18 protein-coding genes and 1 pseudogene are annotated in these 18,034 nt (G+C 71.5%); 8 read left to right on the plus strand and 11 right to left on the minus strand.

Annotated elements, in window-relative coordinates:
• Positions 1–450: 450 nt before the first annotated feature.
• On the plus strand, positions 451–1,290 hold the full coding sequence (locus ACPWT1_RS06635) for a phosphate/phosphite/phosphonate ABC transporter substrate-binding protein (RefSeq protein WP_427914586.1): 840 nt from the start codon (positions 451–453) through the stop codon (positions 1,288–1,290).
• A gap of 125 nt (positions 1,291–1,415) precedes the next feature.
• Entirely contained in the window at positions 1,416–1,667 is a 252-nt protein-coding gene (locus tag ACPWT1_RS06640; protein ID WP_427914587.1) for a hypothetical protein, read from the plus strand.
• 130 nt (positions 1,668–1,797) lie between these two features.
• Here ACPWT1_RS06640 and ACPWT1_RS06645 read toward each other — a convergent pair whose 3' ends face one another.
• Positions 1,798–2,511 carry a hypothetical protein gene (locus ACPWT1_RS06645; protein ID WP_427914588.1) on the minus strand — a complete coding sequence of 238 codons (714 nt, stop codon included), beginning with the start codon at positions 2,509–2,511 and terminating at the stop codon, positions 1,798–1,800.
• A 349-nt stretch (positions 2,512–2,860) separates the two neighbouring features.
• On the opposite strand from ACPWT1_RS06645, the gene ACPWT1_RS06650 reads away from it, so the two are divergent.
• Entirely contained in the window at positions 2,861–3,034 is a 174-nt protein-coding gene (locus ACPWT1_RS06650) for a hypothetical protein (RefSeq protein WP_427914589.1), read from the plus strand.
• Positions 3,035–3,038: 4 nt separating this feature from the next.
• Here ACPWT1_RS06650 and ACPWT1_RS06655 read toward each other — a convergent pair whose 3' ends face one another.
• From ACPWT1_RS06655 to ACPWT1_RS06685, 7 genes are all read right to left on the minus strand, one after another.
• The gene (locus ACPWT1_RS06655; protein ID WP_427914590.1) at positions 3,039–3,533 is read right to left on the minus strand and encodes a hypothetical protein; all 495 of its coding nucleotides are present in this window, start codon (positions 3,531–3,533) and stop codon (positions 3,039–3,041) included.
• Between the two features lie 98 nt (positions 3,534–3,631).
• Positions 3,632–4,969, minus strand: coding sequence for a sensor histidine kinase (locus ACPWT1_RS06660; protein ID WP_427914591.1), 1,338 nt, complete (start codon positions 4,967–4,969; stop codon positions 3,632–3,634).
• Positions 4,969–6,312: a sigma-54-dependent transcriptional regulator gene (locus ACPWT1_RS06665; protein ID WP_427914592.1), complete on the minus strand. Its 1,344-nt coding sequence runs from the start codon at positions 6,310–6,312 to the stop codon at positions 4,969–4,971. The genes ACPWT1_RS06660 and ACPWT1_RS06665 overlap by 1 nt, the downstream gene beginning before the upstream one ends.
• Positions 6,313–6,328: 16 nt before the next feature.
• On the minus strand, positions 6,329–7,573 hold the full coding sequence (locus ACPWT1_RS06670) for an ABC transporter permease (RefSeq protein ID WP_427914593.1): 1,245 nt from the start codon (positions 7,571–7,573) through the stop codon (positions 6,329–6,331).
• An 8-nt stretch (positions 7,574–7,581) separates the two neighbouring features.
• Positions 7,582–8,907 carry an ABC transporter permease gene (locus tag ACPWT1_RS06675; RefSeq protein ID WP_427914594.1) on the minus strand — a complete coding sequence of 442 codons (1,326 nt, stop codon included), beginning with the start codon at positions 8,905–8,907 and terminating at the stop codon, positions 7,582–7,584.
• A gap of 10 nt (positions 8,908–8,917) precedes the next feature.
• Entirely contained in the window at positions 8,918–9,628 is a 711-nt protein-coding gene (locus ACPWT1_RS06680) for an ABC transporter ATP-binding protein (RefSeq protein WP_427914595.1), read from the minus strand.
• A 41-nt stretch (positions 9,629–9,669) separates the two neighbouring features.
• Entirely contained in the window at positions 9,670–10,938 is a 1,269-nt protein-coding gene (locus tag ACPWT1_RS06685; protein WP_427914596.1) for an efflux RND transporter periplasmic adaptor subunit, read from the minus strand.
• Positions 10,939–11,177: 239 nt separating this feature from the next.
• Here ACPWT1_RS06685 and ACPWT1_RS06690 point away from each other — a divergent pair, with 239 nt between their 5' ends.
• Positions 11,178–11,411 (plus strand): hypothetical protein, encoded by a 234-nt coding sequence (locus ACPWT1_RS06690; RefSeq protein WP_427914597.1) that lies wholly within the window; start codon positions 11,178–11,180, stop codon positions 11,409–11,411.
• A gap of 49 nt (positions 11,412–11,460) precedes the next feature.
• Entirely contained in the window at positions 11,461–12,168 is a 708-nt protein-coding gene (locus ACPWT1_RS06695) for an ArnT family glycosyltransferase (RefSeq protein ID WP_427914598.1), read from the plus strand.
• Between the two features lies 1 nt (position 12,169).
• On the opposite strand, the gene ACPWT1_RS06700 is transcribed toward ACPWT1_RS06695, so the two are convergent.
• Entirely contained in the window at positions 12,170–12,667 is a 498-nt protein-coding gene (locus ACPWT1_RS06700; RefSeq protein ID WP_427914599.1) for a hypothetical protein, read from the minus strand.
• On the opposite strand from ACPWT1_RS06700, the gene ACPWT1_RS06705 reads away from it, so the two are divergent.
• The 3 genes and pseudogenes from ACPWT1_RS06705 (at position 12,650) to ACPWT1_RS06715 (ending at position 16,593) form a co-directional block, all read left to right on the plus strand.
• Positions 12,650–12,952 (plus strand): hypothetical protein, encoded by a 303-nt coding sequence (locus ACPWT1_RS06705; protein WP_427914600.1) that lies wholly within the window; start codon positions 12,650–12,652, stop codon positions 12,950–12,952. The genes ACPWT1_RS06700 and ACPWT1_RS06705 overlap by 18 nt on opposite strands.
• A 122-nt stretch (positions 12,953–13,074) precedes the next feature.
• Positions 13,075–14,922: pseudogene (locus ACPWT1_RS06710) on the plus strand (DUF748 domain-containing protein); the annotation flags it as partial.
• A gap of 249 nt (positions 14,923–15,171) precedes the next feature.
• Positions 15,172–16,593: a DUF748 domain-containing protein gene (locus ACPWT1_RS06715; protein ID WP_427915515.1), complete on the plus strand. Its 1,422-nt coding sequence runs from the start codon at positions 15,172–15,174 to the stop codon at positions 16,591–16,593.
• Here ACPWT1_RS06715 and ACPWT1_RS06720 read toward each other — a convergent pair.
• The gene (locus ACPWT1_RS06720) at positions 16,533–16,787 is read right to left on the minus strand and encodes a hypothetical protein (RefSeq protein WP_427914601.1); all 255 of its coding nucleotides are present in this window, start codon (positions 16,785–16,787) and stop codon (positions 16,533–16,535) included. The genes ACPWT1_RS06715 and ACPWT1_RS06720 overlap by 61 nt on opposite strands.
• A gap of 107 nt (positions 16,788–16,894) precedes the next feature.
• Positions 16,895–17,869 (minus strand): recombination-associated protein RdgC, encoded by a 975-nt coding sequence (locus ACPWT1_RS06725; protein ID WP_427914602.1) that lies wholly within the window; start codon positions 17,867–17,869, stop codon positions 16,895–16,897.
• Positions 17,870–18,034: the final 165 nt, after the last annotated feature.

Consider the following 18,034-nt stretch of genomic DNA (forward strand, 5'->3'; position numbering starts at 1 on the left):
CCGCCGCACGCGGCGAGGCTCACGGCCAGCACGAGGTCCGCGACGCGGACGGGCACGGCCCGGGGTGGGCGTGGGCAGGATTCGAGGGCCGAACGAGCCATGTCGTTCTCCTGACTGGCGCCTGCACGCGACATGCACCGGCTGCGCAGGCAGCCACCGGTGCCGCGGGCGGTGGCGGCTCCTGCGTCGCCACGTCCCGGGACCATTGTCCGGCGCGCCTGTCGCGCGTGAAGGGCGTGCCGTAACGGGGATGCGCGCGGTGTGTCCAGCATCCGCTCAGTCATCCGGGCGGCCGCACCGCGTCCGGCGTGGCGTGCAGGTGACGCCATCCGTCCAGCCGCGGCTGCCGCCCAGACGTTTGCATGCCAACGGTGAGCCGCCGCGCCCGCCGGCGGCGAACAATCGGTTACCGGCTGCTGTTGGCCGGGTGCTGCACGAGAACCCACCTCCATGGAAGACCATTTCCTGCGCCGGCGCGAGCTGCTGGCGACCGCTGCCGCCACCATCGCCGCTGGCATCCCTGCCCTGGCCCGCGCCGAGGACAAGCCCCTCGTCGTCGCGATCAACGAAGGCGTGACCTACGGCGCCAGCAGCGTGCCGTTCGCCGAGCGGTTCCGCGAAGTCTCCGACGACCTGCAGAAGCTGCTCAAGCGGCCGGTGAAGTTCGTCTCGGTCGGCGATTACAGGCAGCTGTCCGCCGGGCTGGCCGAGCACCAGTACGACATCGCCTGGGTGCATCCGGCGCACCACGCCATCCGCGCCATGACGACCCAGGGCTACAGGCTGGTGGCGCTCACCAAGGGCTACACCGAGTACCGCGTCAGCTTCCTGGTGCCCTCGGGCAGCACGCTCAAGTCGCTGGCCGACCTGAAGACCGCCAGGGTCGGCGCGCCCGACGAGGACTCGATCACCTCGGTGATCGCGCGGGCCACGCTCAACGAGGCCAATGGCCAGCTGCCCGCCATGTCGTACGTCAAGTACCAGGACGCGGTGCCCTTCATGGTCGAGAACGGGCTCGCGGCCGCGGGCGTGAGTGCGTCCTCGGCCGTCGTCAGGACCTGGAAGGAGAAGGGCGGCAAAGTGCTGGCCAGCAGCAGGCCGGTGCCGATCAAGCAGCTGATCGCCAGCCCGAGTCTGTCGGCCGCGCAGCTGGCGGACGTGCGCCGCTACTTCAGCGAACTCGATCGCACCGAGGCGGGCAAGCGCCGGCTGGAGGCGTTCGGCGTCGCGGGCTTCGAGGAGTTCGACCAGGCGCGGGTCACCGGCATGGGCAAGTGGCTCGGGGTGTGACGGGCACCGCCCGGCACCCCTGATGCACCGGCCAGCGGCGCGCGGCGAAGGCCCGCGCCGCTGGCCGGGACAATGCCCGCTGGTCGCCCTGCATGCACACCAGTGCCGGCGGCCCGAAAGGATGTATGGGCGACAGCAGTCGGCTGCTCCGCGAATGGCAGATGGCCAGGGACAGCCTGCGTGCAGCCAACCTGGCCTTCGCGGCCTCGGTCGGCCGGCGCGCACCGATGGCCGAGCAGCTTGCGCTGGCGCGCGAGGTGGGCCACCTGCAGGACGAGGAGTACAGGCTCCACGTCGACCTGCGCGCGCTTCGCGTGCGACGTGGGTTCTGGTCGCCGATGACGATCCCCGGCACGCTGCCGGGTGCGCTCAGTTAGCGCCCACCCCGACGGGTTTCGCCCAACGCTGCGCGGGCGGCTGCGTCGCGAACTCGCGCAGCGCCTGCTCCGCCGTCGCGAACCACACGGGTGCGAAGCCGTCGGTGGCCAGCCGGGAGTGGCGAGCTACTCAGCGCACGAAGAAGCCGATGTCCTGTTCGCGCACCGCGCGGCGGACGCGGTCTGCGCGCGCGAAGATCGTGTCGATCTCGTCGCGGCCCAGGCCACCTTCGTCGAAGAACCAGCGGAAGTAGGCTTCGCGGTCTGCCTTGCAGATGCCATGCAGGATGCAGGCCGTCTCGACCAGCCCGTCGCTTCCGCAAGGGCCGGTGCCGGCGCACATGCCCAGCGACAGCGCTGCGCTCCAGAGCAGGAACTCGTTGCCGTCGTCGCGCCGCACGACCTTGTTGTCCACCCAGAGCCCGCCTTCCTTCTTCGCCTCGGCATCGGCCATGGTGAGCCGGACCAACGACCCGTGGCTAGAGAGCAGCAGCGGATCGCCGATCGCCAGCATCCGCGCCGCCGCCGCACGCAGGACTTCAGGGCGGCCGTCCCGTTCGGCTTCCGCACCCGCCTGTTCCGCCTGCAACAGCGGGTCCGTGGCGCGTTCGGCACGCGCTTTCATCTCGCCGATGAGGCGCGCATGCTCGCCCGGAAAGAACGAGGCGCAACGAGCCAGCAGCCGTTCACCGGCCGCGATCTGCGCGGGGTCCACTGTGCCGTGCTGGTCGACGCTCCTCGTCACGGCGCGATTCACGAGACCCCGGTCTCCATTCAGGCAGGCCAGGACCGCCTGCCGCGCGTACAGGAGACCGCCCTCGGCCGGACGGTCCAGCGCCGCCATCGCGAACGCACGGTAGTCGCTGGCCTGTTCGAAGTCGGCACGCAGGGCGGCGGCAACGTCGCCGCGGGCGACAGCCGCGGCGGCCCTTGCTGCAGGTTCGGCGCGTGCCGTGGGCGCAGGGATGCCCGCGGCAGGACTGGTGGGTTGCGCAATGACCCGCGGCTCGGGCGCCGAGCGGTCCAGGAAGCCTGCGATCCCCGCGAGGAGGGCGAGGATGGTACCGATGGCAATGGGACCCCGAAGCTGCATGCGAGGCGCATCGTACCGGCTGCCAGATGAGCTCGTCTAACGGCCCCTGCCGACACAACTCATTACCCCGCCGGGCGCGCGACGGGCCTACCCTCGCGCCATGGGCATGAGCACCTTCCGCCACGGGCCGGCGGCCGACGTCCGCGAGGACGACGCTGCGGCCGCTTCCGACCGGAGCGTCCCGCGCAGCCTGCTCGCCAGTCCCTGGTTCTGGATCGGCGGGCTGGTCTCGATGGCGATCTGGGCCGGGCTCTACGCGGTCCTGGTGCGCTGAGGCGTCACTCGCGCGCCGCGGCCGGGCGTTCCACCACGCGCAGCAGGCCGGCCACTTCCACCATCGCCTCGAGCACGCGTTCGGCGGCGCCGACCATGGGCGGGTACTTGTCCTGGCCCAGCGTCGTGCATTCGTGGACCACGAGATTGCGCGCCTGCACCGCCAGTTCGAACAGTTCCCAGGCCTGCGTGCCGACCTGCTCCGCAGGCAGCTTGCCGCCATGCAGGCGCAGCGCTTCCTCGACGAGATCCAGCGGCTGCTTGTTGCGCACCTGCTGGTAGCGGAAGTGCGCGGTGGCGGGCGGGCGGCCGGGTGCGTGGACCACCAGCGACCGCGCGAGCGCTTCGACCGCCGAGACCGTTGTGATCAGTCGCGTCGGCCCGCTCTCACCCTCGGCGCGCGAGAGGCGCTGCCGGATGGCGGCGAGCCGGGCGCTCGGCTTGGACATGGCATAGGTCCTGCGCAGTTGGTCGAGTTCGTCGCGAAGCTCATCAAGCATGGCTGCAGTGTAGGAGGCGCGACAGCGGCGCGGCCCCGAACGCGTCCCACGCGCGGCAGCGTTTACACGCAGTATGCCGCGAGTGTTGTTGCCAATCCTCAGGCGGTGGCCGGCAGCACCAGCGACACCGTCAGGCCGCCGCCTTCGCGGTTGCCCAGCACGATGCGGCCGCCGTGCGCTTCGGCGATCTCACGCGCGAGCGCGAGGCCCAGGCCGGTGCCGCTGCGCTTGGTGGAATAGAACGGCACCAGGGCTTGCGCCATCACGGTCTCGGTCATGCCGGTGCCGCGGTCCATCACGTCGATGGCCAGCACCTCGCGCGTGCGGCGCACCGCCATCGCCACGTCGTCAGCGGGTGACCCCGATTCGTGCGCGTTCTTCAGCAGGTTCAGCAGCGCCTGCTCCATCTGCGCCGCGTCCACGCGCGCCGGTTCCTCGGGCAACGCGCCCGCCAGCGCGAACGGCACCTGGGCCTGCAGCGATCTCACGAGCCGTGGCCAGTGCACGTCCTCCAGCCGCGGCGCCGGCAGCTTGGCGAAGCGCGCATAGCCGTCGATGAAGCCCTGCAGGTGACGCGTGCGCTCCTCGATCGTGCGCAGGATCTCCGGCAGCCGCTCGGTCTGGTCCCGGCGCAGCAACTCCGCGCCCGAATGCGCCAGCGACGCAGCGGGCGCCAACGAGTTGTTCAACTCGTGGCTGAGGACGCGGATCACCTTCTTCCAGGTCTGCACCTCCTGCCGTCGCAGTTCCGCGGTCAGGTGCCGCAGCAGCAGCAGCTCGTGCCGCTGGCCATTGAGCGTGAACTGGCGCCGCGCCAGGTGGTAGATCTCGTCCTCGCCGTCACTGCCTTCGGCATGCCGCACGGTGAACAGGCCGTCGCCGCCGCGCGCATACGCCTCGCGCAGCGAAGCCGACGCGGCATTGAGCACGCGCGCGAGGTCGTCGCCCTCGAGGCGGCGGCCGCGATGCAGCAGCTGGCGCGCGGCGAGGTTGCCGAACACCACGCGGCCGCCCTGGTGCACCAGCAGCATCGCCACCGGCGTGTTCTGCACCATGGTGTCCAGCAGCAGCTCGCGCTCGGCCAGGCCCCGGCGCTGCTCGCGCAGCACCTGCCCGAGTTCGTTGTGCGCGCGGACCAGGTCACCGATCTCGTCGTTGCCGGCCCAGTGCAGGCCGACGGAGAAATCGCCGTCGCGGTAGCTGATGACGGTGCCGCCCAGCGCACGCAGCATCGCGAGCAGCGGCTGCAGCTCGGCCCGCGCCACCACCACGGCCAGCGGCAGCATCACGGCGACCGTGAACGCGGCCGCCTGCCAGGCGGACTGCAGCCATGTGGACAGGACCAGTGCCACCGCCGTGGTGGCTAGCACCAGCGCGCCGGCCAGCAGCGCCAGACGCGTGACCAGCGTAAAGCGGCGCACCGGCGCGGCAGCCATCAGCTCGCCGCGCCGCGCGCGATGCCGAGGCGCTCCATCCGCCGGTACAGCGCCTGGCGTGACAGGCCCAGTTCGCCGGCGGCCTGTGCCACCACGCCGCCATGGCGGGCCAACGCTGCCTCGACCGCGGCGCGATCGAGCTCGGGTTCGCCGGAGGCGGCCGGCCCGGCGGCAGGCAGTCCGAGGTCCGTGGCGGTGATCGTCTCGCCGCGGGCCAACAGTGAAGCGCGCTGCATGGTGTTCTTCAACTCGCGCACGTTGCCCGGCCAGGCGTGGCGCAGCAGCGCCGCTTCGGCACCCGAGTCCAGCCGCTTGCCCGCGCCGAGGAAATGCTGTGCCAGCGGCACGATGTCGTCGGGCCGGCGCGCCAGCGGCGGCAGCGCGATCTCGATCACGTTCAGGCGGTAGAACAGGTCCTCGCGGAAGCTGCCCGCCTTGATCATCGCGCGCAGGTCGGCGTTGGTGGCGCTGACCACGCGCACCTGCACCTGCTTCTCCTCGTTCGAGCCCAGGCGCTGGAAGCGGCCGGTCTCCAGCACGCGCAGCAGCTTGACCTGCCCGGCCGGCGGCAGGTTGCCGATCTCGTCCAGGAACAGCGTGCCGCCGTGCGCGGCCTCGAACTTGCCGGCGCGGGACTTGCCGGCGCCGGTGTACGCGCCCGCCTCGGCGCCGAACAGCTCGGCCTCGATCAGCTCGGACGGCAGCGCGCCGCAGTTGACCGTGACGAAGGGGCCGTGGCGCACGCCCGAGTTGGCCTGGATGATGGCCGCCACGCGTTCCTTGCCGGCGCCGTTGGGACCGGTGATCAGCACCGGCAGGTCGGCCTTCGCGACCTGGCAGGCCAGGGCCAGCACGCGTTCGGTGGCGGCATCGCGCCACACCATGCCGCGCAGGTCGTACTGGTGCTCCAGCTCCTCGTGCCGGCGCCGCTCGCGCCGCAGCTTCTTCTGCAGCTCGCGCGTGGCCTGCCCGAGTTCCAGCAGGTTCTTGACCGTGGTCACCAGGCGCTGGTCGTCCCAGGGCTTGGCCAGGTAGTCGGCCGCGCCGGCCTTCACCAGGTCCACCGCCATGTCCAGGTGCGTCCACGCGGTGAGCAGGATCACCGGCAGGTCGGGATGGCGCGCGCGGATGCGGTGGAAAAGGGCGCGGCCTTCCTCGCCGGACGTGGTGTCGGCGGCGAAGTTCATGTCCTGGATCACCAGGTCGATGTCGCCGGCCTCGAGTCGCGCCACGCCTTCGTCCGGCGCCGCCGCGTGCACGGTGCGGATGTCGTGCAGCGACAGCAGGACGTCGAGCGCCGTGCCGATCGAGGCGTTGTCGTCGATGACCAGGACCGTCGCCATGGCGGCCGAGGATAAATCAGGCCGTGCGCGTGGCGATCGCGGGCGGCGTGCCGGCGGCACGTGCCGCGGGCCCCCACACGGCGAGCAGGCCCAGCACCCACAGCGCCACCGCGCCGCCGGCCAGATAGCCTGCGGGCAGCTTCGGCAGGCCCAGGCGCGTCTCCAGCAACTGGTTCAGCGCCAGCCCGAGGAACAGGCCGACGACGATGCCGGTGGTGGTGATCATCAGGTTCTCCACCAGGAAGTAGCGCAGGATGTCCACGCGGCGGGCACCGAGCGCGCGGCGCACGCCGATCTGCTTGCGCCGCTGCGTCACCCGCAGGCTCGCGAGGCCGACGATCCCGCTGGCGGTCACCAGCAGCAGCAGGGCCGCCACCGTGATCAGCATCGAGGCCATCGCGCGTTCGTTGCGGTAGCGCCGGTCGCGGTCCTCGGCCGCCGAGCGCACCTGCAGGCGCATCGGCTCGCGCGCGGCCTGCCGCAGGGCCTGTTCGCCGGCGAGCAGCACCTTGTCGCGCTGGCCGGGGTCGGTGCGCATCACGTAGCGCACCCGGTTGGCCGTGAAGCGCCAGGGCAGCAGCACCGAGTACTCGCCTTCGGCGCCGTTCTGGGCCTGCGTGGTCTGCAGCCGCTCGAGCACGCCGACGATGCGCACCCGTGCGCCATGCACGTCGTCCTTGCCGAACAGGAAGGTCTTGCCGACGATGTTCGACTCGCCCGGGTACAGCTTCTCGCCCAGCGCGCGCGTGATGAGCACCGACCTGGGGAAGTTGTCGAAGAAGCCCTGCGTGTCGGGATCGTTCTCCGTCATGTCCGCTTCGGTGATGTCGCGTCCCTCGACGATCCTCAGCCCCAGGGTCTGCACGAAGCCGGGTGGCGCCATGTAGATGGAGGGCGTCGCGAGTTCCTGTGCCTGCTGCTCGTTGAGCCGGACGCTGCTCGACGAGCCCGAGGTCGACATCGGCATCTGGTTCGCCCACACCACCGACTTCACGCCGGGCACGCCGCGCAGGATCGCGACCTCGCGCTCCCACTCGGCCAGCATCTGCTGGTGCTTCGACTCGTCGGGGAACGTGCGGTTGTAGTAGCCGACCGTGCCTTCGTCGGCGATGCCGCTCGGGCGCTGCGCCGCCTGCAGGCGCAGGTGCACGATGAACAGGGCGTTGGCCAGCACCGCCAGGCTCAGGGCGACCTGGATCGCCACCAGCAGCGGCGCGGTGCGGGTGCGCAGCAGCGCGGACAGGATGGGACGGATCTCCATGGCGGTCCTCATTGCGACTTCAGTTGCAGCGCGGGCGTGACCTGGGCCGAGCGCCAGGTCGGCAGCAGGCCGGCCAGCAACGCGGCGAGCAGGGCGATGGCGAAGGTGGTGGCCAGCATCTCCCAGTCCATGTGGGCGACCACCGAAAGGTCGCGCGACTGCCGCCGGATCGCCCACAGGCTCGCCGCCGACAGCAGCAGCCCCAGCGTGCCGCCGGCCAGCCCGATCACGCCGGCCTCGACCAGGAACTGGCGGAACACCGTGCCGCGCGTGGCGCCCAGCGCGCGCCGCACGCCGATCTCCGGCGCGCGCGCCGAGAACTTGGCCAGCAGCAGGCCCATGGTGTTGACCATGCACAGCAGCAGGAAACCGAGCGACAGCCAGGCGGCGGCGCGGTGGTCGTTGGGGACGACTTCCAGGAAGTCCAGCCACTCGCGCACGTCGTACATCTCGAGCGGGTTCGCGAGCTCCATCCGGCCCAGGTGCTTCTGCTCGCGCACGTAGCCTTCGAGCCAGTCCCTCAGCTTCGGCCGGTCGGCGGGCGAGGCCAGCTCGAACCAGAACTGCAGCCAGATGCACTCCGACTCGAGGAAGCCCTGGTAGCCCGGGCGCGGCGGATCCTTCATGCAGCTGGTGCTGCCGTTGGAGCCCTTCTCCGCGGCTACCGATGCCGAGAACGGCACGTAGACGGTGTCTTCGCCGTTGAAGCTGCCACCGTTGCCGTTGATGACGTGCGTGTAGCGGGGCACCGGGTTCCAGTCGTCGACGACGCCGACCACCGTGAAGTCCCGGCTCCACATGCGGAAGTGCCGGCCCACCGGGCTGCCGCGGCCGAACAGGTCCTCGGCCTTCTTGCGGCTCAGCACGGCGACGTCGGCCGCGCCGCGATCCTGCTGCGCGCCCCATGGCGCCCCGTAGCGGAACGGCACCTCGAACATCGGGAAGTAGTCGGCCGTGGTGCCCACGCCCTCCACCGTGCTGACCGGCAGGTCGGGCCGGGCCGGCTCGATGACGCCGAACACGTCCTGCACCACCGTGCGGCGGATTCCCTGGCCCGAGCGCAGCATGGCCATCGAGTCCTGGTAGGTGACCTGGTTCTCGAAGAACGAGCGCTTCTTGCCCGGCACGACGCCCTGCGCCTCGCGCACGTCCAGGAAGGGGACGATCAGCCGGTCGCTCTTGCCCGGGATCGGGTCGCCGGACATCACGTGCAGCACCGTCAGCGTGGACATGCTCGCGGCCACGCCGATCGCCAGCGTCAGCACCATCAGCGCGGTGAGGACCGGGTTGCGGCGCAGGCTGCGCACGCCGAGCATCAGGTGGTAGCGGAACATCGCGGCTCCTTCAGGCGGCAGCGGTCTCGGATTCCACCAGCGAGGGCTTGCGCCGCACGAGGTCGTGCACGCAGCCGTCGATGATGTGGACGATGCGCTGCGCGCGGGCAGCGAGTTCGGGATCGTGCGTGACCATCAGGATGGTGGTGCCGCGCGCGTTGATCTGCTCCAGCAGTTCCATCACGCTGCGCGCCATCTGGGTGTCCAGGTTGCCGGTCGGCTCGTCGGCCAGCAGCAGCTTCGGCTGGCCCGCGAGCGCGCGCGCGATGGCCACGCGCTGCTGCTGGCCGCCCGACAGCTCCGACGGGTAGTGCTTCATGCGCGAGGCCAGGCCCACCTCGGCCAGCGCATGCTCGATGCGCTCCTTGCGTTCGGCGGCGGGCAGGCGCCGGTAGCGCAGCGGCACGTCGACGTTGTCGAACAGGTTCAGGTCGGGAATCAGGTTGAAGCCCTGGAACACGAAGCCCAGCTTCTCGTTGCGCAGGCGCGAGCGCTGGTCGTCGTCCAGGTCGGTGACGTTGACACCGTCGAGGTGGTACTCGCCGCCGTCGAAGTCCTCCAGCAGGCCCGCGATGTTCAGGAACGTGGTCTTGCCCGAGCCGGAGGGGCCGGTGACCGTGACGAACTCGCCGTCGCGCACGTGGATGTCGAGGCCGCGCAATGCATGCGTCTCGATCATGTGGGTGCGGTACACCTTGCTCAGGTCGTTCATGCGCAGCATCGCGGGTCCTTTCTCGGTCGATGGTCGTCGGTCGATGACCGTCACTCGTTGATCTTCACGCGGGGGGCGTGGTCGAAGGCGTCGGTGCCCGAGACGACGACCCGGTCGCCGGGCTTGAGACCCGAGGCGATCTCCACCGCCGACACGCTGGCGGCGCCCAGCTGGATCGGCCGTCGCTGGGCGACGCTGCCGTCCACCACGTACGCGAACTTGCCGCCCTCCGTATCGACGAACGGACCGCGCGGCAGCATCAGCACGTCCTTGCGCTCGTCGATCAGCAGGCGCGCCTGCACGCGCTGGTTCTGGCGCAGTGCCTGCGGCTGCCTGCCGTCGAAACGCACGCGGGCCAGCACGAGGTTCTTCACCACTTCCGGCGCCAGCGCCGACAGCGTGCCGGTCGCCTTCACGTCGCCGGCCACGATCTCGGCCTTCATGCCCAGGCCCAGGTCGGCCGCGTACATCTCGGGGATCTCCAGTTCCACCTCGAGCCGCGACAGGTCGACCAGCGTCATCAGCGGGGCGTTCGCCGGCACCACGGCGCGCTGGCTCACGGCGACGCTGCCGATGAAGCCGTCGCTGGGCGCGCGAATGGTCAGTTCCTCCACCCGCCGGTGCGCGAGGTCGAGCGCGAGCTTCTGCCGCTGCAGCTGCTCCCTGCGGGTCTTCAGCTGCAGGCCGACATCCTCGGTCTCCAGGTCGGCGGCGGCCGCGGCGTGCCTGCTGCGGATCTGCGCCGACTTCACGGCGTCCCTGGCCTTCTCGTAATCGTTCTTCGCGACCACGCCTTCGATGCCGGCATGCTCGATGCGCTGCAGCTGGCGCTCGGCGGAGATGCGGTCGATCTCGGCCTGGTCGGCGTCGCGCCGCGCGGCGAGCCTGGCCTTGTCGGCCAGGATCTGCTGGCGCGCCACTTCGGCCTGCAGTTCCTGGAAGCTCGATTGCTCGCGCTTGAAGGCGTCGGCGAGGTCGGGCGACTCCAGCACCGCGAGCACGTCGCCCTTCTTCACCGTGTCGCCGGCGTTCACCTTCAGGTTGACGGTGGACGCGGCCGGCGCATACAGGGTGGGGCTGACCGCCGCCACCACGCGTCCGTTGACGCTCGCATCGCGCACCAGCGTGCCGCGGGAGGCCTCCGCGATCCGCACCCGGCCGGCGTCGACCACCGGCGTGCCGGCGTGCCAGTTCGCGACCAGCGCGCCGCCGGCTGCGCCCAGGGCCACCACGGCGAGGCCGATCGCCGCGAAGCGCTTCGCGCGGCGGCGGCGCACGGGCGCGATCGGCTTGTCCTGGGCGGAGGTGTCACGAATCATGGCGGCGCTTCCTTGCAGCATCCGTGCCCGTCCCAAGTCCTTGATCCATAACGGCCGCGCGGTGTCCGCCTGCCTGTCCGCGGATGTCCGCCCACTGTCCGCGAACACGACCGGACGGCCCTCGCCGCGGGCTGCGGGCCGACAGCTGTCAGCCAATGGCTGACCCTGGTCGTCGGTGCCGACGGTCGAGGCAGGCGCCGGGCACGGCCTAAGGTGGACGCAACTTCAGCAGTATCACCATGCGCTACCACCCCACCGACACCAGCACCAGCATCTCGGACGACGGCAGGCGCTATCTGTCCAAGGAGCCCGGCACGCCGTTCACGACCGTCACCGAGGCGATCGGCGCCACCATGAGCTGCTGGATCTGCGGCCGCCATGCGCTGCGGCAGCTGGGCACCTTCCGCCGCCTGCTGGGCGTCAAGCGGTTCGTGTGCACGGAGCACGCCGGGGCGCGGCCGACGTCGAACTAGCGCAACAGGTCAGGGACCGCTCAGCGCCGCCGGGTTCCACTCGCTGGCCGTGTCCACCTCGACCATTGCCACCACCCCCGGCGCGCTGCCAGGCGCCTGGCCGTCGCCGCGCCTGTCCGTCCGCACGGCCTGCCTTGCGAGCGCCCTCGCCATCGCGTCCTGGGTCGCGCTCGCCGCCTGGACCAACCACTCGCAACTGCAGGACAGCCTGGAGCAGTTTGTCTGGGGCCAGAGCCTGGAGTGGGGCTACTGGAAGCATCCGCCGCTCACGTCGTGGCTGATGTGGGCGGGCCTGCAGATCGTGGGACCGGTGCCCTGGGTCACCTACCTGCTGGGCGGCCTCGTGACGGTGTTCACCATGCTGTGCACGACGCGGCTCGCGCAGCTGCTCGCGGGCGAGCGGGTCGCGGTGCTCACGGCGTTGCTGCTGGCGCTGCACTACGGCTTCACGCGCCGGGCGCAGATGTTCAACCACAACACCGTGCTGGTCGCCTGCATGGCGCTGGCGGCGCTGGCCACGTTCCATGCGATGCAGCGCAATCGGCGCCGCGACTGGCTGCTGGTCGGCCTGGCGTCGGGCCTGGCGCTGATGGCCAAGTACCAGGCCGCGGTGCCGCTCGCGGGGCTGGTGCTCGTCGTCGCGCTCTCGGGCAGGTTCGCCGATACCTTCCGGGCCTGTTGCTGGCCAGCCTGTGCGCGGCGGTCGTCGTCCTGCCGCACGGGCTGTGGGCGCTGCAGCACGACCTGCAGACCGTGAGCTACGCGATGGCGTCGCTCGAGGCCGGCGCCAGCCACCAGCCGCACCCCCTGCGGCTGGTGCCGGTGCTGGCCATGCAGGCCAAGTACATCCTCACCATCGGCGGGTTCGCCGCGGTGCTGTGGGCCGCGACGCGCCGGCGCGGCGGCGTCGAACCGGCGCAGGCCTCGCCCATGACGCCGCTCCAGCGGCGGTGGTTCACGGGGCTGGTGCTGGTGCCGATGGCCGTCCTGGTGGGCGCCGCGGCGGCTCGCGTGCAGGTGCAAAGCCACTGGGGCTTCCAGGCGAGCCAGTTCGTGGTGGTGCCGATCGCGATCGTGCTGCATCGGCGCTTCGGCCACTGGCGCCGCCTGCACACCATCGCGTGGCTCGCGATGCAGGCGGTCGCGATGGTCGTCTTCGCCGCTGAAGCACGCGAGGCGCCGCGGCCGGTGAGCGGCCCGGCGTGTGGCAGCTGCCGGCGGCCGACGTCGCCCGCGCGGTGGCGGCGGAGTGGCACGCATTCACCGGCTGCGAGCTGCGCTACGTGCGCGGGCCGATCGCGCTGGCCGGCATGGTGTCCGCCTACGGCGGGCAGCGACTGCTGGTGCTGGAGGACGGCGATTCCGCCAAGAGCCCATGGATCAACCTCGAAGCCATGCGGGTCAGTGGCTTCGTGGACATGCGCGACGAGCCGCGACGCAACCCCACGGGATTCCAGACCCTGGTGCGCCTGCCCGGCACCACGCCCATGCAGTTCGTGGTCGAGGTGCATCCGCCGCAGGAGCCCTGTCCGGCGCGGTGAGCCGCGGGCGCGCGGCGCCACGGCTCAACAGAACGTCCGGATCAGCCTTGAGGTGCAACAGGCCCTGCGAGGAAGTGTCGGCCCGTTACGCCCGTGCTGCCCGGCCGTGACTATCCTGAGCCATGGCTCGGCCTTGGCTTCGGTGGTTGGTGATCCTGGTGCTGCTGCTGGCCTTGTACGCCGTGGCCGGCTTCTGGGGCGTGCCGGCGCTGGTGCGCTGGCAATTGCCGAGGCTCGCGGCCGAGAAGCTCGAGCGTCCGGCGTCCGTGGGCGAGGTGCGCTTCAACCCGTTCCTGCTGCGGCTGCGCGCCCGCGACGTCAGGCTGGCAGAGGCGGATGGCTCGCCGCTGCTGGCGATCGGGGCGCTCGAAGCGGACCTCGCATGGCGCTCGCTGCTGGACCGCGCCTGGACGCTGCAGAGCGTGCAGGTGGATGCGCCGCAGGCCAGGCTGGCGATCGCGCCCGATGGGCGCTTCAACCTCGGCGCGCTGCTCGACACGCTGCAGCGCCACGAAGGCCCGCGCAAGGAGCGTGATGGCGGCCTGCCGCGCGTGGTGATCGACGGCTTCGCGCTGACCCAGGGCCGCATCGAGTGGGACGACCGCCAGGCCGACACGCACGCGGTGGTCACGCCCATCGACCTGCGCTTCGACCGCCTGAGCACGCTGCCGAACGAGCGCGAGGCGTGGCGGCTGGCAGCCGACATCGCCGGCGGTGGCCGGATGCGCTGGGCGGGCGTGGCGTCGCTCAACCCGATCCGCGCCAACGGTGAGCTCGTGTTCGAGGGGCTGCCACTGCCCACGATGGCCGCCTACCTGAAGCCTTACGTCCGTGCGGTTGTCGCGAGCGGAAAACTTTCCGCGACGCTGCCGTACGAGTTCGCGTACCAGAAGGGACAGCTCACGGCGAAGCTGCACGGCGCCAGGGCCGCGATCACCGATCTGTCGGCCGGCCACGCAGCCGGCGAAGCCCGCTTGGCGTCGCTGCGCGATGCGCAGGTGCTGGACGTGGAGGCCGACCTCGCGCGGCGGGAGGCGGTGATCGGCACCGTGCGGCTCGCGGGTGGCGAGCTCGGGCTGCAGCGCGATGCGCAGGGCCGCTGGGACATCGCCGGCCTGCTGGTGGAGCGCGAGCCGCCCGCGACGCCGCGCGCGCCGACGCCGTGGAAAGTGGCTGTGGGCCAGATGCAGGCCGAGGCGCTTGCCCTGCGCGTGGTGGATGCATCGGCGCGCCCCGCGGTGACGTTCACGGCCGCGCGCATCGGCGGGACGTTGCGGCTCGACGCGGCACAGACGCCCGAGGCACTCGCGTTCAAGGTGGACGGCGGCTCGCTGCTGGCCGAGCAGCTTGCGCTGGCGCAGCCGGGCCGGCCGCCCGTCACGCTCGAGCGGCTCGCGGTCGAGAAGGCCGCGGTGGACCTGGCCGCGCACCGGGTCGAGGCCGGTCGCATCGCGCTCGAGGGCGGACGCGTGCGCGTGCTGCGCGATGCGCAGGGCCGGCTCGACCTGCTCGCGATGCTGCCCGTCGGCACGCAGGCGAACGCCGGCACCGCGCGCGCGCCGGACGCGCCCAAGGCTCCGGCCTGGAGCGCGCAGGCCGCGCAGGTGGCGCTGTCGCGCGTCACGCTCGACGTCGAGGACCAGGGGCTGGGCCTGCGCACGCAACTGCAGGACGTGGCGCTGCGCCTGGACGGCGTGGGCTCGGACCTGCGCCAGTCCGTGCACGTGGAAGGCGGGCTGCGCCTGCGCGAAGGCGGCGAGCTCGCCTTGCAGGGGCGCCTCGTGCCCGCCACCCGCGCGCTGGACGCCCAGCTGCAACTGCGGCAGCTGGCGCTGTCCACGGCGCAGCCGGTGCTGACGCGCTACGTGCGGCTCAAGCTGGGGGCCGGCACGCTGAGCACGCAGGGCCGGCTGGAGGCGAGCCTGCCGGAGGGCCGGCAGCCCGTCGTGAAGTACACCGGCCGCGCGGAGGTGGCGAACCTGCGTCTCGATGAAGTGGACGGCAAGCTGTTCGCGCGCTGGAAGCGGGTGTCGGCCGACCGGCTGGTGGCCGGCACGCGCGGGCTGGTGATTCCCGAGCTGCGCGTGCAGGCGCCCGAGGCCAGCCTGATCATCGAGAACGACCGCACCTTCAACGCGGCGCGCCTGCTGGTGCGCGACCAGCGCAAGCCCGAGGCGCAGCGAACCGCCGCCGCAGCGAGCGCGAGTCCGGCATTCCCGGTGCGCATCGAGCGGCTGCGGCTGCAGGACGCCAAGCTCGATTTCGTCGACCTGAGCCTGCGCCCGCAGTTCGGGGCGCGCGTCGAGTCGCTCAACGGCGTCGTCACCGGCCTGTCCAACCGCGACGGCGCGCGCAGCCAGGTCGAGCTGGACGGACGCGTGGGCGAGTTCGGGCTGGCACGGGTGCGCGGCGGCCTGGCGCCCTTCTCGCCGCTGGACAGCACCGACCTGAACGTCGTGTTCCGCAACGTCGACATGGTGCCGGCCTCGCCGTACGCGATGAAGTTCGCCGGCTACCGCATCGCCGAGGGGCGCATCTCGCTCGACCTGCGCTACCGGGTGCACGACAGCAAGCTGCAGGGCGACAACAAGATCACCATCGACCGACTCACGCTCGGCGAGCGCGTGGACAGTCCCGACGCGCTGAAGCTGCCGCTGGAACTCGCGATCGCGGTGCTGAAGGACGACCAGGGCCGCATCGACCTGGGCATCCCGGTCACGGGCGACCTGAGCGATCCGCAGTTCAGCTACGGCGCGGTGGTGTGGAAGGCCTTCACGAACGTGCTGGCGCGCGTGGCGACGGCGCCGTTCCGCGCGCTTGCAGGGCTGTTCGGCGGCGGCTCGGGCGAGAAGCTCGAAGTGATCGACTTCGACCCGGGCAGCGATCGCGTGCTGCCTCCGGAACGCGAGAAGCTGCAGCAGGTGGCGCAGGTGTTGGCCAGGCGCGCGCAGCTGCGGCTCGTCGTGCCGGCGCAATTCAGCGAAGCGGCCGACGGCGCCGCGCTGCGCCGGCGCGCGGTGCGCGAGGAGATCGTGCGCCGCGCCGGGCTGAAGCTCGACGCGGGCGAGGCGCCGGGCCCACTCGACATGGGCGACCGCCATGTGCGCGCGGCCGTGCGCGATCTCTACACGCGGCGGTTCGGGGAGGCCGCGTGGGAGCAGGCGAAGGTCGCGGCCGAGAGATCGCGGCCACCCGGCGAGGCCAGTGGCGCCGCAGCCGCTTCGAGCGCTTCGGGCGCCGGCGCAGCGCCTCTGCGGGAGCTGCCCGTGTGGCGGCGCATCACCAACGCCGTGCAGGGCGAGCCGCAGGTCGCCGATGGGGTGGGTTTCTACCGCGGGCTGGTGCGCAAGCTGGAGCAGGAGGCGCCACTGGACAAGGACGCGCTGGCGCGCCTGGGCACGCAGCGCGCGCAGGGCGTGGCCGCTGCGTTGGCGCAGGACCGGCGTCGATTCTTCGCGTGTCGCGGTGGCTGCGCCGGCGCCGGTGCAGGCCGAGCCCGGCAAGCCGGTGCCGTTGAAGCTGGAGCTCGCGGCGCGCTGAGCAGGCCGTTCGCGGCCGCTCGTGTCGGGCGCGGCGGAACTCAGTCGCGCTTGATGCCGCCGCCGATTGGCGTCCAGCGCATCACCTGGCTCATGGTGTAGTGGCCGTGTGCCGCGCGCGCCACCAGCGTCGCGCCGAGGAAGGTGCCCAGCGTGCGCACCGCCAGCGACGGATGCTTGCGCGTGAGCAGCCAGGCGGCCAGGCCACCGGCCAGGTCGACCCAGTGCTCACCGGGGAACAGCGGGGTCGGGTTGTCGTAGCGCTTGATCGTGTCGGGCTTCTGGGGAGCATCCATGGCTGCGTGGGACTGGAAATGGATGCGCCACGCTACCGCGGTGCCACGCTGCCGCCCGGAAGACGCGCGGCATTCCGCGCGTCGGAGGAAACCGATTGGCCGGAAACCTAGAAGGGCGCGCCTTCCGTTTCCAGCTGGGCCTCGGTGACCGGCTGGGGCGCCGCCGCCGGCCCGTGCTCGTGCAGCACTTCGCCGCCCAGCGACTGCAGCAGGTCGGGCAGCAGCTGCGAGAGCTCGCCGGTGGCGATGGCGACGTCGGCATCGAAATGGTCTTCGCCCTTGGGCGCTTCCTCGACGTCGCGGATGTCGATCTTGCGGATGCCCAGCTGCTCGGTCAGCACGAACGAGACCTTGTCGTTCCAGGTCAGCGCGAGCTGCGTGGGCAGCTTGCCTTCCTGGATGTGCTGGCCGATCTCGTCCAGGTCCAGGCTGTGGCGTGCATAGCGCACCACCGACTTCTCCTCGCCCGCCTTCTTCAGCTCCAGGTCACGGTCGATGGTGAAGCCTTCGGGCGCCTCCCGCGTGGTGAGCCACTCGCCCATCGCCGTGGCCGGCGAGGTCGCGGTGTTCAGCGGCGCCAGCGAGATCGGATGCTTCAGTTCGGCCAGCGTGTCCACCAGCGCCTTGAGCACCGGCTCGGCGCCCTTGAGACTGCCCGCCGACACCACCAGCGCGCGGTTCTCCGCGTCGAGCCACAAGGTGAAGGTGGCGCGCTTGCTGAAGGCCCGCGGCAGGAACGCATGCACGATCTCCTGCTTGATCTCGTTCTTCTCCTTGCGGTCCGGCTTGCGGCCGGTCTGCTGCTCGATGGCCTTGCAGCGCGCCTCGAGTTCCGCGCGCACCGCGCCGCCGGGCACGGCCTTGCGTTCGATGGCCAGCTTGAGGATCGACTGGCCGCCGACCACTTCGACCATCGCGCCATGGTCCTGCCCGCGTGGCGACAGCCAGCCGATCGACAGCTCCTGCGTGGGCTGGCAGGGCACGAAGGCGAGGCGCTGCAGTTCGGCCTCGAGGCGATCGAGCGAAGGCGCGGTCCAGTCGGGGCCGATCCGGTAGACGACGATGTTCTTGAAAAGCGGCATGCGGTGCGCGTCGAACGATGAGCTTGGAAGGGCTCGCATTCTGCCCTCCGCATCGCCGCGTTCCCGGTGCCGCACGCACCGGCTTGCAACTGGTGGTGAGCGCTGTGGGCCATGCACAACTTGCGCTTGCATCTCGCCGTGCTTCGTGCCAGCAGGCGTGCCCCG

The sequence above is a fragment of the Ramlibacter sp. MMS24-I3-19 genome, from assembly GCF_050320135.1.
In the GTDB taxonomy this organism is placed as follows: Bacteria; Pseudomonadota; Gammaproteobacteria; order Burkholderiales; family Burkholderiaceae_C; genus Ramlibacter.

Coding starts and splice junctions, on each gene's coding strand:
- ACPWT1_RS06670 (WP_427914593.1), bottom strand. CDS start 7,573: ATGGAGATCCGTCCCATCCTGTCCGCGCTGCTGCGCACCCGCACCGCG.
- ACPWT1_RS06690 (WP_427914597.1), top strand. CDS start 11,178: ATGCGCTACCACCCCACCGACACCAGCACCAGCATCTCGGACGACGGC.
- ACPWT1_RS06675 (WP_427914594.1), bottom strand. CDS start 8,907: ATGTTCCGCTACCACCTGATGCTCGGCGTGCGCAGCCTGCGCCGCAAC.
- ACPWT1_RS06655 (WP_427914590.1), bottom strand. CDS start 3,533: ATGCTTGATGAGCTTCGCGACGAACTCGACCAACTGCGCAGGACCTAT.
- ACPWT1_RS06640 (WP_427914587.1), top strand. CDS start 1,416: ATGGGCGACAGCAGTCGGCTGCTCCGCGAATGGCAGATGGCCAGGGAC.
- ACPWT1_RS06720 (WP_427914601.1), bottom strand. CDS start 16,787: ATGGATGCTCCCCAGAAGCCCGACACGATCAAGCGCTACGACAACCCG.
- ACPWT1_RS06645 (WP_427914588.1), bottom strand. CDS start 2,511: ATGGCGGCGCTGGACCGTCCGGCCGAGGGCGGTCTCCTGTACGCGCGG.
- ACPWT1_RS06650 (WP_427914589.1), top strand. CDS start 2,861: ATGGGCATGAGCACCTTCCGCCACGGGCCGGCGGCCGACGTCCGCGAG.
- ACPWT1_RS06685 (WP_427914596.1), bottom strand. CDS start 10,938: ATGATTCGTGACACCTCCGCCCAGGACAAGCCGATCGCGCCCGTGCGC.
- ACPWT1_RS06635 (WP_427914586.1), top strand. CDS start 451: ATGGAAGACCATTTCCTGCGCCGGCGCGAGCTGCTGGCGACCGCTGCC.
- ACPWT1_RS06725 (WP_427914602.1), bottom strand. CDS start 17,869: ATGCCGCTTTTCAAGAACATCGTCGTCTACCGGATCGGCCCCGACTGG.
- ACPWT1_RS06680 (WP_427914595.1), bottom strand. CDS start 9,628: ATGCTGCGCATGAACGACCTGAGCAAGGTGTACCGCACCCACATGATC.
- ACPWT1_RS06660 (WP_427914591.1), bottom strand. CDS start 4,969: ATGGCTGCCGCGCCGGTGCGCCGCTTTACGCTGGTCACGCGTCTGGCG.
- ACPWT1_RS06665 (WP_427914592.1), bottom strand. CDS start 6,312: ATGGCGACGGTCCTGGTCATCGACGACAACGCCTCGATCGGCACGGCG.